Genomic DNA, 16,486 nt, shown 5'->3' with positions numbered 1-16,486 from the left:
CTCTGCACCTGACAGAGACGCTTGTTGTCAAGGATTCTTAATCCGAGAGAAAGTGAACCATGAAAAAAATTGAAGCGATTATCAAACCGTTCAAATTGGCTGATGTGAGAAAAGCCATCGTACTGTGCGGCGCAAAAGGACTTACCGTAACCGAAGTAAAGGGTATCGGTAACCAAATGGGGCATGTTGAGCTAAGTACTGATTTCGACGACATGGCGGATCTGGTGCCTAAGTTAAAATTGGACATTGTCATCAAGGATGACCTGGTACAACCCTGTGTGGAGGCTATCGAAAAAGTGGCGAAAACCGGCAAAATCGGCGACGGCAAGATCTTCGTATCAGACATCGAACAGGTCGTCCGGATCCGAACCAGTGAGCGCGATCAAGACGCTTTATAAGTACGGCAAATCAACCTCAATTTTTAGAAACGGAGGTTGGATGCGATAGAAGCATAGTTGAAGCCTGATCATTCCTATGCGACGTACGTTGTCTGCATCTGGTCACCGCATGGAGAACTTCATGTACTTACTGTTCACGTTATTCTTGAGGGTAACTCTATCGACATCACTCGCCATTGAAAATTAAAGGGAGAAATGGCGGACAAGCTTGGGAAATATCAGCTGCAGCATACAGCGATAGAACTCGAGCGCAGCGAAGAGCTATGCCGGGATCAACTTGACAGGTAAATATCAACTGCAGCGGTTAATCCTCGGTAGCGTTTGAACCCTAGGGCGGCTGTTGCGATATCCCGCAATGCGCACCTGTGCGACCGCTTGAACAGCGGTTTTGAATCGACTTCAACAGCCTGAGCAGCGGCGAGCTGCCGGCACCTACCCATTGCAAGGAATTAGCATGCACCGGAACAACCACACTCTAAACGAGGATGCCAGTTCACGGCGTATCGGGCTGGCATTTTTCCTGAATCTCGGCTTTACCATCATCGAGTTTGTAGGCGGCCTGCTTACCAACAGCACCGCTATCATGGCCGATGCGGTGCATGACCTGGGAGATAGTGTATCCATCGGTAGCGCCTGGTTGCTGAACCGATGGGGTGGAAAAACAGCGGACAGCAGCTTCACCTATGGCTACCGGCGACTGTCCCTTTTCGGCGCTCTGTTCAATGGCTTGGTACTGCTGATTGGTTCGGTGTGGGTATTAAGCAAGGCCATACCGCGCTTGGCCAACCCGGAAATGCCAGTCACCGAAGGGATGATGGCGCTGGCGGTGTTTGGCGTTGGGGTCAATGGCTATGCGGCCTACCGCCTCAGCCACGGCACCTCCCTGAACGAAAGGGTCCTGAACTGGCATCTGCTGGAAGATGTGCTCGGCTGGTTAGCCGTCTTGATCGTTGCGTTAGTGCTGCATTTTGTAGAGTTGCCGATACTGGACCCACTACTCTCCATCGGTTTCACACTGTTTATCCTGTCCAATGTCATCAAGAACTTGTGGGTTACAGCAAAACTGTTCTTTCAGGGTGTGCCCGACAAAGAGATGTGGGACGAAATCAATAAAGTACTGCTGGAAGTGCCTGGTGTCAGCGATGTGCATCATCTGCATCTCTGGTCACTGGATGGAGAACATCACGTGCTTACGGTTCATATTGTTCTTGACGGAAACTCTATTGACATCGCCCGCCATCAGAAATTAAAGGGCGAAATGGCAGACAAGCTTGAAAAATATCAGTTGCAGCACACGACGATCGAATTCGAGCTCAGTGAAGAGCTATGCCGGGATCAAATTGACAAGTAAATACAAACCACAAAGGGTTAATCCTCCGTAGCGTTTGAACCCTCGGACAGCTGTTGCAATATCCCGCAATGCGCAACCGTACGATCACTTGAACAGCGGCTTCGAATCGACTTCAACTGCCTGAGCAGCTCATTGAGTTCCCCGATGCGGCACTCAATCTGTCGGATGTGCCGGTCGATCAACTGGTTGGCATGGTCGCAGTGGGTTCCCGGAAAACGGTTCAACTCGAGCAGCTGGCGAATTTCCGACACCGTGAGATCAAGACTGCGGCAGTATTTGATGAACAGCAATCGGTCAACGGCTGACGGGTCAAAAAGGCGGAAATTGCCCTCGCTCCGCCGGTTCGCACCGAGCAATTGTTGCTTCTCATAATGGCGAATCGCCTGCACGGTGCAGCCGGTCATTTTTGCCAGTTCGCCTATCTTCACTCTCTTGGGGCCCGGAGTTGACTCTATAGTGGCTATAGAGTTTAAAGTGCACCCTGGAGACAACACAAGGGCATTTTTTATGTCGAATCAATGTGGCGGTGAATGCAGGGGTGGGAAGGCGGAGCCAGATGTTTCCGTGCCGGACTTGATGTCCGTAGCCTCGCGTAAAGACGGCAGTATCAGTGAATTCGAGGTGCCCAAAATGGACTGCCCGTCCGAAGAGCGGATGATTCGCATGGCACTGGAGAATATCCAGCCCAAAGTTGCCCTGGACTTCGATATTCCCACACGCAGGGTCCGGGTGTTCCATCAGGGGAACATCGACGCAATTCGCGAGCGCATGGTTTCGCTCGGGCTGGGAACCACGCTGCTAGACACGCGCCGGATCGCTCACAGCGATTTGACCCGGGCCATGGCTTCCGCTGGCGAGTCGGATAAAAGGGAGGCGGCGGTGCTCAAGTGGCTGTTGGCGATCAATGCCGTCATGTTTGCGGTGGAAATGGTCGTGGGCTGGTTGGCCCAATCGACGGGCCTCATTGCCGACTCGCTGGATATGTTTGCCGACGCTGCGGTCTATGGCGTCGCCCTTTATGCCGTCGGCCACAGCCTGCGTATGAAACTTCGGGCAGCACACCTGGCCGGGTGGCTGCAGGTGGTCCTGGCCCTGGGCGCATTGAGTGAAGTGGCGCGGCGGTTTTTGTTTGGCAGCGAACCCGTATCGACACTGATGATGGGGTTCGGGTTTGTGGCCTTGGTGGCTAATATCGCTTGCCTGATGCTGATTGCAAAGAGCAGGGACAGCGGTGCGCACATGAAGGCTAGTTGGATATTCTCCGCGAATGACGTTATCGCCAATCTCGGCGTGATTCTGGCGGGCTTCTTGGTGGCCTGGACCAATTCAAGGTACCCAGATCTAATCATTGGCCTCATCATCGGTGTAATTGTGCTCAACGGGGCGCGAAGAATCTTACAGATGAGATCCTGACAAAAGATGCGCCGTCAAAAATTATTCCTTGCAAACTTGTACCGCTACAAGAGGAACAGGTTGAACCATGTCTGGCAGCAAACCTCTGACCATTGGCCGCCTGGCGCGGGCCGCCGGCGTGCATGTGGAGACTGTGCGCTACTACGAGCGCCGGGGCCTGATCGAGCAGCCGGCAAGGCCCGCACAGGGCCACAGAGCTTACCCACGGGCCGCCCTCGAGCGACTGCTGTTTATCAAGCGCGCCCAAGAGCTGGGGTTCACGCTCCAGGAGATCGATGGCCTGTTGGCGCTGGGCAGCGGGCAATGCGCCGAGGTGCTTGCCATTGCCGAGGAAAAACTGGCGGCAGTGGAAGCCAAGATCGCCGACCTCCAGCGCCTCCAGGCGGTCCTCGACAGGCTGGTGCGCAGCTGTAAGGCCAATCGCAGCAGCGCACATTGCCCCATCGTCGAAACCCTGTTGCCGGACGCTTGACTCCGTACGGTGGTACGGCCTCTAAACTCCCCCTATGAGTTTCGGAAAGAGGGAGAGGCCGTGCCCACCGACAACACCAGATTACCCCTGATCGGCGGTATCGCCGCCGCCATCGGCGCCGGACTTTGCTGCGCCGGCCCCTTCGTTTTGCTGTCGCTGGGCATCAGCGGCGCCTGGATCGGCAACCTAACCCTGCTGGAGCCCTATCGCCCGCTGTTTATCCTGGCGGTACTGACGCTGTTCGGCTGGGCGGGCTGGAAGGTGTTCGGGCCCTGTGCGCCGGGCAGCGCCTGTGCCGCGCCGCGGGTGCGCCGTCGCCGCCAACTGATCTTTGTGCTGGCCGCGCTGGCAGCGGCCCTGCTGGTGACCAGCAACTACTGGATTCCGTGGATCGCCTGATCCGCCCATCGCTACAGACAACACCAAGGAGAAATCTTCATGAAAAACATCCTGATCGCCCTGACCCTGCTCACCGCCAGTCTGTCCGCCCAAGCGGCAACGCGCACCGTGACCCTGGATCTGCCCAGCATGAACTGCGCCATGTGCCCCATCACCGTAAAAAAGGCACTGGACAAGCTCGAGGGCGTGAGCAAGGCGGAAGTCAGCTTCGACGACAAGCGCGCGGTGGTGACCTTCGATGACACTGCCACCAGCACCGAGGCGCTGGTCGAGGCCACCACCAACGCCGGCTACCCGTCCACCGTCGTGAAATAGGGGCGGCCAACATCGTGAAGCCGGGTCCTCTGCTGGCCCGTATCGGCGACAAGCTCGGCGCCCTGGGCGCGCTGGTGTCCGCGGCCGGCTGCGCCATCTGCTTCCCGGCCATTGCCAGCCTGGGGGCGGCGGTGGGCCTGGGCTTTCTCAGCCGCTGGGAGCCATTGCTGCTCAACACCCTGCTGCCGCTCTTCGCCGGCCTGGCGCTCGTCGCCAACGCCCTTGGCTGGTTCTGGCACCGGCGCTGGCGCCGCGCCGCCCTGGGCATACTGGGGCCAGCGCTGCTGCTTCTGTCCCTCTATCCCTGGTTCCAGTACGCCTGGAGCAGCACTGTGACTTACGGCGCCCTCGCGCTGATGGTGGCTGTGGCAATTTTCGATCTCAAGTACCCGCCGCGGCGGCACTGTAAGACCTGAAGTGAGGAATATGTGAAACCTGTATCCATCGCCATTATCGGCAGCGGCTCTGCCGCCTTCGCCTGCGCCATCCAGGCCGTCGACCGCGGCGCCCGGGTCACCCTGGTGGAAGCCGGCGAAGTGATCGGCGGCACCTGCGTCAATGTGGGCTGCGTGCCCTCGAAGATACTGATCCGGGCCGCACAGCTGGCCGAGCAACAGCGCCGCAATCCCTTTGCCGGCATCGCCGACGCCGAGCCCGCCGTCGACCGCCCGCAGCTGATTCGCCAGCAGCAGGCGCGGGTGGAGGAGCTGCGCGCGGCCAAGTACCAGCACATACTCGACACCACCCCGGACATCCAGCTGCTACGCGGCCGCGCCCGCTTCGCCGACGCCCACACCATGTCGATTGCGCGCGCGGACGGCAGCGAGGAGCGCCTCAGCGCGGACCAGTTCCTGATCGCTACCGGCGCCAGCCCGGCGCTGCCGCCCATCCCGGGTCTGGCGGACACTCCCTACTGGACTTCCGACGACGCCGTCTTCGCCGACCAGGCGCCGGAACACCTGGTGGTGATCGGCTCCTCGGTGGTGGCCGTGGAGCTGGCCCAGGCCTATCGCCGCCTGGGGTCCCGGGTTACCGTGCTGGCGCGCAGCAGCCTGCTGTTCCGCGAGGAGCCGCTGCTGGGCGAAGGCCTGACCCGTGCTTTCGAAGACGAGGGCATCCGCGTGCTGGGGCAGACCCAGGCCAGCCGCGCCGACTACCGGGACGGGGAATTTATTCTCGACACCAACAGCGGGCAGATCCGCGGCGACCGGCTGCTGGTGGCCACCGGACGCAACCCGAATACCGCTGACCTGGGCCTGGAAGCCATCGGCGTAGAGACCGGACCCGGCGGTGCGGTTCGCGTGGATGAGTCCCTGCGCACTTCCGTGCCGCATATCTATGCCGCCGGCGACTGCAGCGACATGCCCCAGTTCGTGTACGTGGCCGCGGCGGCGGGCACCCGCGCGGCCATCAACATGACCGGTGGGGAGGCCCGTTTGGACACTTCTGCCATGCCCGCGGTCATCTTCACCGACCCGCAGGTGGCCACCGTGGGCCTGTCCGAGCAGGAGGCGCATGTGCGCGGTATAGAGACCGATTGCCGCGTGCTGGAACTGGAAAACGTGCCGCGCGCGCTGGCCAACTTCGACACCCGCGGCTTCATCAAGATGGTGGCCGAGGCCGGCAGCCACCGGCTGCTCGGCGTCCAGGTGCTGGCCCACGAGGGCGGCGAGGTGATCCAGGCTGCAGCCCTGGCCCTGCGCAACCGCATGACCGTGGAGCAGCTGGCGGACCAGCTGTTCCCCTACCTGACCATGGTAGAGGGGCTCAAGCTCTGTGCGCAGACCTTCGCCGGGGATGTGAAGCGTCTTTCCTGCTGTGCCGGTTAATCCGTACATCGGCATCTTAAGGAGCAACGTCGGGTGCAGAGTCGGCGCCGGCATCCCCCTCCCCAACAGAAGATACCCTCCACCCCTTGACCTGGAGTCGGCTCCAGCTGCTAGCCTTCTCGGGCTTTAACGCAAAACCAAGGAGACTGACAATGAAAATCGCAACTGCAGTGGTCTTAGTACTGTCGCTGGCCGGCGCTGTCGCCTGGGGCGCACAAGCCGGCTCCTGCCCCCTGTGCCCGCCCGCCGAGGCACACTCCCAGCAGTGACGGCGCTACTACCGGGGCCAATGGACAGAGAAGCGGTGCGAACCGATGCCTCCCTGGCCGGCGGCCTCGGGCTGGCGCTGCTGGGTACCAGCTGCTGCGCCCTGCCCATCACTCTGGTGGCGCTGGGGCTCGGCGGCGTGGTGGCCTCGCTGGTGGCGGCGGCCCCCTGGCTGGTGTGGCTGTCCCACTACAAGGGAATTACCTTTACCTTCACCGCGCTGGTGCTGGCCTACAGCGGCTGGCGCCTGCGCAAGGCGCGCCTCTGCGACCCGGCATCAGGAAGGCGGCGCAAATGGCAGCAGCGCATCCTGCGGCTGAACGCCGCGCTGCTCGCGGCGTCGCTCTTCGCCGCCTACGCTTTGTTGCCACTGGTGCAATGGCTGAAAGGATAAGCCGATGAGGATATTCAGATTGCTACTGTTGGGCGCCTGCCTGTTGGCCGCCGCTGCCCGGGCCGACGGGCCGCAATATCGCCTGGGCGTGGATGGCGTGGCCTGCGCCTTCTGTGCCGCCGGGGTGGAAAAGCGCCTCAAGGGGATAGAAGGCATCGAGTCGGTCGAGGCCGACCTGGGCAAGGGCCTGGTGGTCATCCACATGCGCGAGGGCGCATCGCTGACGGAAGAACAGGCGCGCGAACAGGTGGAAAAGGCCGGTTTCAGCCTGCGCACCTTTACTCGCGGCGAAACCCGCGGCGAGGAAAAGTCGTGAACGGACTGTCGCTGCCGAGGCAGCTGCTGGCGCTGCTGGCCGGGCTGCTGCTGAGCCTGCCGCTGCTGGCGGAAAGCCGGCAATATGAACTGGGCGTCGACGGCCTGGCCTGCCCCTTCTGCGCCTACGGCATAGAGAAAAAACTGCGGGTAATAGACGGCGTGGCGCAGGTTCGGGTGGACATTGCCAACAGCCTGGTGCGGGTCACCATGCGCGAAGGCGCCACTCTCAGCGAGGCGCGCGCGCGCCGCGCCGTGGAGCAGGCGGGCTTCACCCTGCGCTCCTTCCGGGAAGCCGGCGGTGGCTAGTGTGAGACACCACACCAGGCACGCCGCGGCGCTGTGCCTGCTGCTGTCGCTCAGTGGCGCGGCGCAGGCCGCGCCCATCACCTTCAACACCGCGCTGCCCGTGGCCGAGGGCGAGTTCGTCTGGCGCGAGCAACTGGTACGGCGCCGGCGCTCGGACGGCGGCCCACTGGACCGAGAGGTGTCGGTGGACGCCCTGGGCAGTGTGCTGGGCTACGGCGCCAACTCGCGCCTGGCAGTGTTCGCTGCGCTGCCGTACTTCTTTGACAGGGAGTTGCGCGTCACCACCCCTGCCGGCCGCCTGCAACGCGACACCGGCGGCATCGGCGACCTGGCCCTATTCGCCCGCTACACCCTCTACAAGCGCGATTCCAAGGGCGCCACCTTCCGCATAGCGCCGCTGCTCGGCCTGGAAGCGCCCACCGGCGATGACCGCGACCGCGATGCCGTCGGCCGCCTGCCGCGGCCGCTGCAGGCGGGCAGCGGCGGCTGGGACGTCTTCGGCGGTGTGGTGGTCACCTGGCAGACGCTGCAATACCAGATCGACAGCCAGTTGCTCTTCCGCGAAAACGGCCGCCACGACGGCTTCGACCCCGGCGACCAGTGGCGCTTCGACGCCTCCCTGCAGTACCGCGCCTGGCCGCGCGAACTGACCGGGGACACGCCGGCCTTCCTCTATCTGGTGCTGGAATCCAACCTGTCCCACACGGGGCGCGATATCGACGATGAGCGCGGCATAGGCCTCGATCCCAACTCGGGCGGCACCCAGTGGCTGCTGGCGCCCGGGCTGCAGTATGTGACCCAGCGCTGGATCCTCGAGGGCGCGGTGCAGCTGCCCGCCGCCAGCAACCCCCACGGCAACGCCCTGGAAGACGACTACCTGGTGCGCGCCGGCTTCCGCTACAACTTCTGACAGCTTTCGGGGAGGTGGAAATGGCTATGGGCAGCGGCATCCGCCGCCTGATCGCGTTCACGGCGCTGCTCGCCGCGCTGCTCTCTGCGGTTCTCTACGCCGGTGGCGCCGTCCACTGGGACCGCGAGCCGCCCTACCAACTGGTCGACAGCTGGGGGGGCAGGGGCAGTGATCCCGGGCAGTTCAACGACCCCACCGGCATTGCGGTAGGCAACGGCGAGGTGTTCGTGGCCGACGCCCGCAACCGCCGCATCCAGGTGTTCGACAAGCGCGGCAACTTCCGCCGCGCCTTCGGTGGCGAGGTGCTCGAACGGCCGATGAACCTGGCCATTGCCGACGGGCGCCTCTATGTGCCGGATTACTTCAGGGACGTGATCCAGGTCTTTGCCCTCGACGGCAGTCACCTGCGCACCCTCGGTGCCGGCGCCGGCCTCGACAGCCCCGGCGGCGTGGCCGTGCGCGGGGACGGCTCGCTGCTGGTGGCCGACACCTACGGCCAGCGCGTACTGCACCTGGACGCGGACGGCCGCCTGCTGCACAGCTGGGGCGGCCGGGGCAGCGGCGCCGGCGCATTCAGCTACCCCACCGATGTGGCGGCAGCCGGTGGCGGCTTCTACGTGGCCGACGGCTACAACGACCGCATCCAGCAGTTCGACGCCGATGGCGCCCTGGTGCGCAAGTGGGGCGGCCCCTTCGCCGCCAATATCTTTGGCCCCTTTCGCGGCTGGTTCGCCACCGCCACCTCGGTGGCCGCGGGCGCGGACGGCAGCGTCTTCGTGGCCGACTTCTACAACGACCGCATCCAGAAATTCAGCGGCGACGGCCGCTTCCTGACCGCCTTCGGCACCCCTTCGCGCGGCCCCGGCCACACCCAAATCGCCGTGGCCGTCGACGCGGATGGCAGTGTCTGGAGCGCCAACTACGCCGACAATCGGGTGGAGAAATGGCGCCCACTACAGCAAACTGAAGACTGATATCGAGCGGAGACGTCAGATGCCAGTACAGGTGGAGCTTCTCACCGCCAACGGTTGCGGCGCCTGCCAGCGGGCCAGGGCATTGCTCGCGGAGGTGATCGGCGAGTTGGATGACCCGCGGCTGGAGTACCGGGAGCTGGATTTGGTGGCAGAGATCGACTACGCGGTGCAACTGGGCGTCACGGCTTCCCCGGCGGTGGCCGTGGACGGGCAGCTGCTGCCGCCGGCCTTTTTCACCAGGAAAAAACTGCGCGCGGCCATCGCCGCGCGCCTGGAGAGTTTGCATCGTGAAACGCATCGGTGAAGTCGCGGCGGCGTTGGGTGTCGGCGTGGACACCCTGCGCTACTACGAAAAAATCCGCCTGTTGCCGGCGGTGGCGCGCGACGGCGCCGGCCTGCGCCTCTATTCCGAGAAGGACCTGTCGCGCCTGCGCTTTATCCGCCGCGCGCAGAAAATGGGCTTCAGTCTCGAGGAGATATCCCGGCTGCTCGAGTTCCGTGAAAACCCGCAGGGCGCCAAGCCCCAGGTGCGGCGCCTGGCGCAGGCCAAGCTGGAACAGTTGGAGGCGAGCCTTGCGGACCTGGCCCACCTGCGCGACGAGCTGCGCCTGTTGACCAGCCTGTGTCGCGCCGATGTGGACGGCTGCCCGATCTTGCAGAATATTGAGGGCAATCATGAAGAAAGGGAGCAGAATGGATAGCTGCCAATTCCTCTCTCTGGAAATGTAAAGTTTCCTAAATTCCTCCCAATTCCCTATTTGCTCGACCAGTGCACGTGCACGATTTTCCAGTCGCCGTCGCTGCGTTTGAGCACAAGGGTTTCCATGCTTTGCAGGTCCAGCACCGTATTCTGTTCCTACGGCTCTTTGCCCTGTCCGCCGGTGCAGCTGCAATGCTGTTGCTGTGGTGCCGCGGGGAATAATAAAAAATGAAACTGGACTTTGGTTTCCGAGCCCACACGACGATCGAATTCGAACTCAGCGAAGAGCTATGTCGAGATCAAATTGACAAGCAAATATCGACCGCAAGGGTTGATCCTCCGTAGCGTTTGAACCCTCGGACAACTGTTGCAATGTTTAGCGGTCCTCGAATTGCAATATGACGATGCCAAGCAGGATCACGGCGATACCCGCTGCTTGTCCGGTATCGAGTCGCTCACCGAAGTACAGGTAGCCAATGGCCAAGCCGAATGCCGGGGTGAGAAAGCTGAACACATTCAAGCGGCCCAGGGGCATCTTTGCCAGCAGCCAATACCAGAGAACTACCATCAACGCAGTAGCCAGGGCGGACAGGACCAGTAGCGAACCGCTGAAACCCAGCGTCCAGTGCACGCTCCAGGGCTCTTCGGCGATTGCCGAGGCGAGCAGCAGCAGGCCGCTGCCGATAACGAGCTGCACGGCCATGGGCAACAGCACGGCGCCCTGCGCGCAGCGCTTGAGCAGCACGTTGCCCGCGGCAGTGCCGATGGCAGCGACAAGAACCCAGGCCACTCCGGCGATATAGCCATTATCCCCGCCGTCCGTTCCCCCCAGGGACAAGAGGGTGACTCCGGCAAAACCAACGGTGAAACCGAGCAGGGCGCACCGCGTCAGCGGCTCATCCAGCCAGGCGGCCGCCATCAGCGCGGCTAGCAACGGCTGGGTGGATGCGAGCACCGTAGCCAGCCCGGGAGAGAGGCGGCCGGCGCCGAGAAACATCCCCCCGAACCCCATCGCAGTAAACGTAAGCCCGATAGCAGCGAGGGCTGGCCAGTCGCGCCGGCGGAGTCTCAAGCCGTGCCTGCGCGACTGCAATATCGCCACCAGTGCCAGGAGCAAACCGGACAGCAAGGCCCGCAGGGCCGCAAAAAACAGGGGAGGGGCGTGGGGAAGGCCGATGGTTATAAACGGAAAGCAGATGGCCCAGAGTAGGGCCACCACCGGCATCCATATCCAGGCGAGCAGCCTGTTTTCACGGCTTGCCGCCGGCATCAGCTGCGGTGCCTCGCGTAGCGCCGCCACGCCAGGTGCTCGTAGAGCGAACCCCACATCAGCCCCAGGGTTGCCGCGAACAGCAGTTCCTCGAGCGGTACGCCGCCGATCAGCAGTCCGCTGAGCCGCTCCAGCCGCCAGACCCGCGACACATAGTCCGGATAGACGGCGGCCAGTGATGCGAAGTAGAGGAAGTACAGTGCGGTAAACAGCAGCGCGGCAATGCACATCGGGCGCCACAGGTCCGGGCGACAGAGGCCGGTGGCCAGGCCGCCGAGCAACATTGCCAGGGAGGCGGTGTAGATGGGGTTCAAATCCGTCGCCAGGTACAGGATGGCGAAGGCGACAAAGGGCACCGACAGCATCAGCCGGTGCCAGCGGTGCCGCGGGTGCCGCCGTTCGCAGGGCTCGACGCCTTTCTCCTGCACCGGCACCAGCGCCGGGTAGAGGGTGCTGGCGATGCCGCCGGCGGCAAAGGCGAACAGCAGGCTCTCCAGGTCGAAGCCGGTGCGCGCAGCCAGGTCGAACAGGGTCGGCGGCTGCCAGTAGTCCGGCACGAACAGCGGCTCGGTGAGTCCCAGCGGCGCGGTGCACAGGCCGGCCAGCCACATCCTGCGGCGCAGCGCCGGGCGTGCGGCGTAGATCAGCGCCCAGATCCCCAGCAGGATCAGGCTCCAGGTCAGGTAGGCGAACTTCACCCCCGCGCCTCCAGCGCACGCACCCCGTCGGCGAGCAGGCCGGCGATATCGATGGCATTGCTCGGGTGGGGGATGGAGTTGCTGGTCACCACGCGCGTCGTGGCGGATGCCAGTTGGGTCGCGGCCTCCCCGGCAAAGACGCCGTGCACACCGATGCACACCGCCTTCGGCAGGCCGAGGCGCTGCAGCTGTTTCAGGGTTTCCAGCATGGTGTGGCCGCTGGAGACGATATCGTCCACCAGTACCGGCGTGTGCGATCGCCAGCGCGCGATATCCGGCGCGCTGACCTCCACGTCGCGATCGCCGTGGCGCACCTTGTGCAGGACCGTAAAGGGTGAACCGGCGCGTCCGGCCACCGCCTCGACCCACTGTGCGCTTTCGCTGTCGGGACCGATCAGCAGCGGATTGTCGATATTCGCCGCAATCCATTCGGCGATCAGCGGTGCGGCCTGCAGGGCCAGTGCCGGTATCGTGTAGATTTCCGCCAGCGATGCATAGCGGTGCAGGTGCGGGTCCACGGTGACCAGGCCATCGAAACTTGTTGAAACCAGTCTGGCGAAATAGCGCGAGGTGACGCCCTCGCCAGGGTGAAAGCGTTTGTCCTGGCGCATATAGGGCAGGTAGGGCGCGGCCAGCAGCAGGGATTCCGCGCCCAGGTCGCGCAGGGTGCCCGCCAGCAGCAGGGCGGGCAGCGTGTTGCGGTCAGGCCGGTGCAGGTCCGCCAGCAGCACCAGATTTTGCCCGCGCACCTCGTCGAGGACGCGGAAATAGCTTTCGCCATCGGGAAAATGCCGCGTATCCAGTCTCCCCTCGGCGGCGCCGAGTCGCTTTGCCAGTTCCGCAGCCAACGCCCGGTTGGGATGGAGGCTAAAAATTGTGCCAGCCATTTCTCTGTCCTCGCCGCTAACAGGGAGTGAAGCGCAGCAGCGGGCGCGGATCTGTGCGCCCTTCAAGGGCCGTAAGCTCGTCCGCGCCCAACCATTCGGACAGTAGAACGTCGAGAGCGCCAGCCAGTGACTGCAACAGATGCAGCCAGCTGCAGCCATTGGCGAACAGCATGCCCTCCGTATCCAGGGTGCCACCGCGGTTGCGGTAGCCGAAGAGGATCTGTTGCCCGCCGCCCGGCAGCAGCCCGGCGAGTGCCTCGGGGCGGGTGTGGCTGGCGACCATGGTGACGCTGGCGTCTGCGCGAAACAGTTCCTCTACGAGTGCCGTGTCCGTGCCCGCCCGCCGCTCCCATTCATCGCGAAAATCCCGGCGGAAGCGCCCCGGCTCCAACAGGCAGATGAGCGCCGCGTCGATCCCGCGCTCCGCCAGTCGCTGTTGGGCCAGCCAACACTGCTGCAACTGATAGGCGCCCACGGCCACCAGGCGTACGCTTGCGGTTGGGTTTCCCTCCACCAGCAGGGCGCCGTCGCGCACCAGCTGCTGTGCCTGCTCGCCGTCCAGCAGTACCGGCAGTTCCCGTTTCGGCACCACCAGCGCGTGCAGTTCCCCCTGCCGCCGGTAGCAGTCTGCCAGCGCCGCCAGGGCACTGTTGGCGTCCACCGGGAAGCGCACCACGCTGGTGTCGGACATCTCGCCGAGCAGCGCTTCGCACAGGGTGGGATCTTGATGAGACTGTTCGTTCTTGCCGTTCTCCCAGGTGTGCGAGCTGAGCAGGAAGGGCACCGACAGCCACTGCGGCGGCCGTCCCGCCTCCTTCTGGTGGCGGGCAAAGATGAGTTCCTGGCGCAGGATGCCGAGCATCTTCACCGCGAAGGCCTCATAGGTCACCACTAGGTTGATGCCGCCCTTGTTGCCCAGCGCTGCGCAGGCCACTGCCTCCTCGTTGAGGGCGGTGATCACCGCGCCGTCCACCGCCTCGTCGCTGCCGGCCTCGGGCACGAAGACCCGGTGGCGGAATTGTTCCAGGGTGCGGGTAAAGCGGTTGCTGTGCAGCTCGTCGGGATTGCCTACGCGCACCCGCCACTCGGGATTGGCGCCGGTGATGGCGACGAAATACTCGTCGAGTGCGGCCATCGGCGACTCGCGCCCGCCGACGGGGCGCCAGTCCGGTAGCAGCGGGTGCGCCAGAACGACATCGCGCCTGCCCAGCGGGTGGTCTTTTTCCCGCACGCGCCCCTGGGCGGCGTGGTCGGCGAAATAGGGCAGGGCCTCGCGCAGTTGCCGCTCCTCCACATAGAGTTCGGCGGCGCCGGCGGTAAACTCGCCGCGGGCGCTATCGTCCTGCGCTGGGTTGCCCGCCAGCGGCAGCCCGTGGGCGCGGTTGGTGCCGGCGCCGGGAAAGCCGTAGCCTTTCGGCGCCTCGGCGATCACATAGTGCAGCGGTACCGGATAGCGGGTGCTGCCGTTGGCGACCGCATCGGCGCAGCCCTGCAGGCGCTCCTCGGCCTCGAAAATGGCCCAGGCGAAAGCGGCGGGGTCGGTGCCGTCGATCAGCAGCGGATCGAAGCCGTTCAGGCGCAGGTGCGCGGCAAACCAGTCCACGCCGCCCTGCTGGAACAGGGTGGAGCGCTGCTCGATGCGCCGCCCGTTGGCGATCATGATCGGGGTGACCAGCCCGCAGTCCGCGGCGCGCCACCAGCGCGGTGCCCAGTCGCTGCCGCGCTGCTCCTCGAAGGCGCCGTCGCTGAGGAAAGCCACCAGCCGCTCGCCCGGCAGCGGCATATGTACATACTGCACTTCGGCGAAGCCGAGATAGCCGCCCTCGAGAATGCCGCCGGCGGTGTTCACATTCACGTGGCTGCCCAGTGGCGATTCGGGCCGGCCCCGGTTGTCCAGCGCGTAGGAGTAGAAGTCGCGCACGAACCGCGTCAGGCCCTCGTCGGTCCAGCTGTAGCGGGCGGCGTGCTCCGCCTCCATGTTGCCCACCAGCAGGTTGCAGGCGTCGATGGCGGCCACGCAGTGGCCCTGGCCCATCAGCCAGCTGCGGGTGAGGCCGCAGAGCGCATTGGCCGCCAGGTAGCCGATATAGCCCGGCACCATGTTCAGCGAGCCGCCGGTGTGGCCCTGGGGATCGGCCTTGAAATCCGCCGCGGCCAGTGGCCGCCCGTCGGTGCAGACGCGCTTCGCATAGGTCATGTGCACCACCAGCCACATGGCCGCCCGCGCCAGCCGGTCAGCGGCGCCTAACAGGCGGAACACCTGGGACCTGTCGGCCACCGCGCCGCGCTGCTCCAGGTCGCAGGCCATGCGGAAGACCTTGACCTGGGTGTCGGCGCGGTGGCGGATCACCCCGTATCCCGCCGCCCAGGCGGCGAAGTCGGTATCGTGCTCGCGATAGCTGCGCGCCTGGCGCTCTTGTTGGTGCCTCTGGTGCGTGCGCTGGTTCATGTCTCCTCTCCCTGTAGCAACAGTTCTGCGTTAAATAGCAGCTCGCGCGCCTCGTCCGCGGGCAGTACATGGATCTCCGCGCTACCCACGCCTGTGTCCCTCGCGCCTATGTCCGCCTCGCCGGCGCTCGCCGCCGAGTTGCGCGCGGCGTCCAGTTGAAGACCGAGCGCGGCCAGCGGCGCGAGTATCTGCGCGCGCACCTGGGGGCAGTGCTCGCCGATGCCGCCGGAAAACACCAGCGCATCGGCGCCGCCCATTTCCGCGAGATAGGCACCGATATATTTGCGCGCGCGGCGGCAGAAAATATCCAGCGCCAGTTTTGCGCTCTGGTCCTCACGCGCCAGCAGTTCGCGCATGTCGTCCGTGCCGGCGAGCGCCACCAGCCCCGAGCAGCGGTTCAGGATTTCATCGAGTTTGGCGGCGTTTATGCCGCCGTTGCGCAGCAGATAGAGCAGCAGCCCCGGGTCCAGGTCGCCGGCGCGCCGGCCCATGACCATGCCCTCCAGCGGGGTGAAGCCCATGGAGGTGTCCAGCGGCCTGCCGTCCAGGATGGCCGCGGCGGAACAGCCGGCGCCCAGTTGCAGGGTGATTAGCCGGCCGCGGCTGCGCCCGCTGATCTCGCACCAGCGCCGCCACATGGCGCTGTGGGCCAGGCCGTGGAAACCGTAGCGGCGCAGCGCCTGCGCGGAGACCAACTCCTGAGGCAGCGGGTAGCGCCGCGCCCCCTCCGGCAGGTCCGCGAAAAAGGCGCTGTCCGCCACCGCGACCTGCGCTGTCGAGGGGAGGAGCGCCCGGAACTCGTGCATCCACGCCAGTGCCGGGGGATTGTGCAACGGGGCCAGCGCCGCGGTGCCTTCCAGTTGGGCGAGCAGTGGTTCGTCCAGTATTGCACTGCGCGGCAGCACCGCGCCGCCATGCACATAGCGGTGGGCCACGCACAGCAGCCGGTGTTCGCGAATCCCGGCGACGGCGAGAAATTCCGCGATTTCTGGCGCTTCCGCCGTCGCTAGAGGCCAGTTGCGATACAGGCTTTGCCAGGGGCGGCCCGGTTCGCGGACAAAGGCGGTCACCTTCAGCGATGAACTGCCGACGTTGACCGCGATTGCCTGCTGTCCGGCGCCTTTTGCTGCGGTCAT

General features: G+C 64.3%; 22 protein-coding genes. 15 read left to right on the top strand and 7 right to left on the bottom strand.

The genetic code is table 11. The features are described from left to right. Positions 1-59: 59 nt before the first annotated feature. Positions 60-398, top strand: a complete 339-nt coding sequence (locus RRF64_RS02995; RefSeq protein ID WP_323844343.1) for a P-II family nitrogen regulator — start codon at positions 60-62, stop codon at positions 396-398. A gap of 454 nt (positions 399-852) precedes the next feature. Beyond that, the gene (locus tag RRF64_RS02990; RefSeq protein ID WP_323844342.1) at positions 853-1,749 is read left to right on the top strand and encodes a cation diffusion facilitator family transporter; all 897 of its coding nucleotides are present in this window, start codon (positions 853-855) and stop codon (positions 1,747-1,749) included. A 17-nt stretch (positions 1,750-1,766) separates the two neighbouring features. Here the strand turns inward: RRF64_RS02990 and cadR are convergent, their stop codons facing one another. Next, positions 1,767-2,177, bottom strand: a complete 411-nt coding sequence (gene cadR, locus RRF64_RS02985; protein ID WP_323844341.1) for a Cd(II)/Pb(II)-responsive transcriptional regulator — start codon at positions 2,175-2,177, stop codon at positions 1,767-1,769. 136 nt (positions 2,178-2,313) lie between these two features. On the opposite strand from cadR, the gene RRF64_RS02980 reads away from it, so the two are divergent. The 13 genes from RRF64_RS02980 (at position 2,314) to RRF64_RS02920 (ending at position 10,047) form a co-directional block, all read left to right on the top strand. Then, on the top strand, positions 2,314-3,162 hold the full coding sequence (locus RRF64_RS02980; RefSeq protein ID WP_479691290.1) for a cation efflux transmembrane domain-containing protein: 849 nt from the start codon (positions 2,314-2,316) through the stop codon (positions 3,160-3,162). 67 nt (positions 3,163-3,229) lie between these two features. Continuing rightward, on the top strand, positions 3,230-3,634 hold the full coding sequence (gene merR, locus RRF64_RS02975; RefSeq protein ID WP_323844339.1) for an Hg(II)-responsive transcriptional regulator: 405 nt from the start codon (positions 3,230-3,232) through the stop codon (positions 3,632-3,634). A gap of 60 nt (positions 3,635-3,694) precedes the next feature. After that, positions 3,695-4,033, top strand: coding sequence for a mercuric transporter MerT family protein (locus RRF64_RS02970; RefSeq protein ID WP_323844338.1), 339 nt, complete (start codon positions 3,695-3,697; stop codon positions 4,031-4,033). A gap of 39 nt (positions 4,034-4,072) precedes the next feature. Further along, positions 4,073-4,348: a mercury resistance system periplasmic binding protein MerP gene (gene merP, locus RRF64_RS02965; RefSeq protein WP_323844337.1), complete on the top strand. Its 276-nt coding sequence runs from the start codon at positions 4,073-4,075 to the stop codon at positions 4,346-4,348. Positions 4,349-4,362: 14 nt separating this feature from the next. Then, entirely contained in the window at positions 4,363-4,764 is a 402-nt protein-coding gene (gene merC, locus RRF64_RS02960) for an organomercurial transporter MerC (protein ID WP_323844336.1), read from the top strand. Between the two features lie 12 nt (positions 4,765-4,776). After that, positions 4,777-6,177 carry a mercury(II) reductase gene (gene merA, locus RRF64_RS02955; RefSeq protein ID WP_323844335.1) on the top strand — a complete coding sequence of 467 codons (1,401 nt, stop codon included), beginning with the start codon at positions 4,777-4,779 and terminating at the stop codon, positions 6,175-6,177. Between the two features lie 304 nt (positions 6,178-6,481). Further along, complete coding sequence (locus RRF64_RS02950; RefSeq protein ID WP_323844334.1) at positions 6,482-6,838, top strand: hypothetical protein; 357 nt, start codon at positions 6,482-6,484, stop codon at positions 6,836-6,838. A 4-nt stretch (positions 6,839-6,842) separates the two neighbouring features. Then, a complete protein-coding gene (locus RRF64_RS02945; RefSeq protein ID WP_323844333.1) occupies positions 6,843-7,154 on the top strand; it encodes a heavy-metal-associated domain-containing protein in 312 nt (103 codons plus the stop codon). After that, on the top strand, positions 7,151-7,462 hold the full coding sequence (locus RRF64_RS02940; protein WP_323844332.1) for a heavy-metal-associated domain-containing protein: 312 nt from the start codon (positions 7,151-7,153) through the stop codon (positions 7,460-7,462). The genes RRF64_RS02945 and RRF64_RS02940 overlap by 4 nt, the downstream gene beginning before the upstream one ends. Next, positions 7,455-8,372, top strand: a complete 918-nt coding sequence (locus tag RRF64_RS02935) for a transporter (RefSeq protein WP_323844331.1) — start codon at positions 7,455-7,457, stop codon at positions 8,370-8,372. Before RRF64_RS02940 ends, RRF64_RS02935 begins: the two co-directional genes overlap by 8 nt. 20 nt (positions 8,373-8,392) lie before the next feature. Further along, on the top strand, positions 8,393-9,346 hold the full coding sequence (locus tag RRF64_RS02930) for an NHL repeat-containing protein (protein ID WP_323844330.1): 954 nt from the start codon (positions 8,393-8,395) through the stop codon (positions 9,344-9,346). Between the two features lie 19 nt (positions 9,347-9,365). Next, a complete protein-coding gene (locus RRF64_RS02925) occupies positions 9,366-9,650 on the top strand; it encodes a glutaredoxin family protein (RefSeq protein ID WP_323844329.1) in 285 nt (94 codons plus the stop codon). Beyond that, on the top strand, positions 9,634-10,047 hold the full coding sequence (locus RRF64_RS02920; protein WP_323844328.1) for a heavy metal-responsive transcriptional regulator: 414 nt from the start codon (positions 9,634-9,636) through the stop codon (positions 10,045-10,047). Before RRF64_RS02925 ends, RRF64_RS02920 begins: the two co-directional genes overlap by 17 nt. Before the next feature lie 53 nt (positions 10,048-10,100). Here RRF64_RS02920 and RRF64_RS18775 read toward each other — a convergent pair whose 3' ends face one another. From RRF64_RS18775 to RRF64_RS02895, 6 genes are all read right to left on the bottom strand, one after another. Next, positions 10,101-10,190, bottom strand: coding sequence for a nuclear transport factor 2 family protein (locus RRF64_RS18775; RefSeq protein ID WP_422732604.1), 90 nt, complete (start codon positions 10,188-10,190; stop codon positions 10,101-10,103). Between the two features lie 232 nt (positions 10,191-10,422). Next, a complete protein-coding gene (locus tag RRF64_RS02915; protein WP_323844327.1) occupies positions 10,423-11,346 on the bottom strand; it encodes a DMT family transporter in 924 nt (307 codons plus the stop codon). Further along, positions 11,316-12,014, bottom strand: coding sequence for a lycopene cyclase domain-containing protein (locus RRF64_RS02910; protein ID WP_323844326.1), 699 nt, complete (start codon positions 12,012-12,014; stop codon positions 11,316-11,318). Before RRF64_RS02910 ends, RRF64_RS02915 begins: the two co-directional genes overlap by 31 nt. Continuing rightward, positions 12,011-12,901: a ribose-phosphate pyrophosphokinase gene (locus RRF64_RS02905; RefSeq protein WP_323844325.1), complete on the bottom strand. Its 891-nt coding sequence runs from the start codon at positions 12,899-12,901 to the stop codon at positions 12,011-12,013. Before RRF64_RS02905 ends, RRF64_RS02910 begins: the two co-directional genes overlap by 4 nt. A gap of 16 nt (positions 12,902-12,917) precedes the next feature. Further along, positions 12,918-15,350, bottom strand: coding sequence for a phosphoketolase family protein (locus RRF64_RS02900; protein ID WP_323844324.1), 2,433 nt, complete (start codon positions 15,348-15,350; stop codon positions 12,918-12,920). Further along, positions 15,347-16,486: an acetate/propionate family kinase gene (locus tag RRF64_RS02895; RefSeq protein ID WP_323844323.1), complete on the bottom strand. Its 1,140-nt coding sequence runs from the start codon at positions 16,484-16,486 to the stop codon at positions 15,347-15,349. Before RRF64_RS02895 ends, RRF64_RS02900 begins: the two co-directional genes overlap by 4 nt.

It is taken from the genome of Microbulbifer magnicolonia (assembly GCF_035117725.1).
In the GTDB taxonomy this organism is placed as follows: Bacteria; Pseudomonadota; Gammaproteobacteria; order Pseudomonadales; family Cellvibrionaceae; genus Microbulbifer; species Microbulbifer magnicolonia.
The sequence above is the reverse complement of the archived record's forward strand: the minus strand, read 5'-3'. Positions and strand labels throughout refer to the sequence as shown.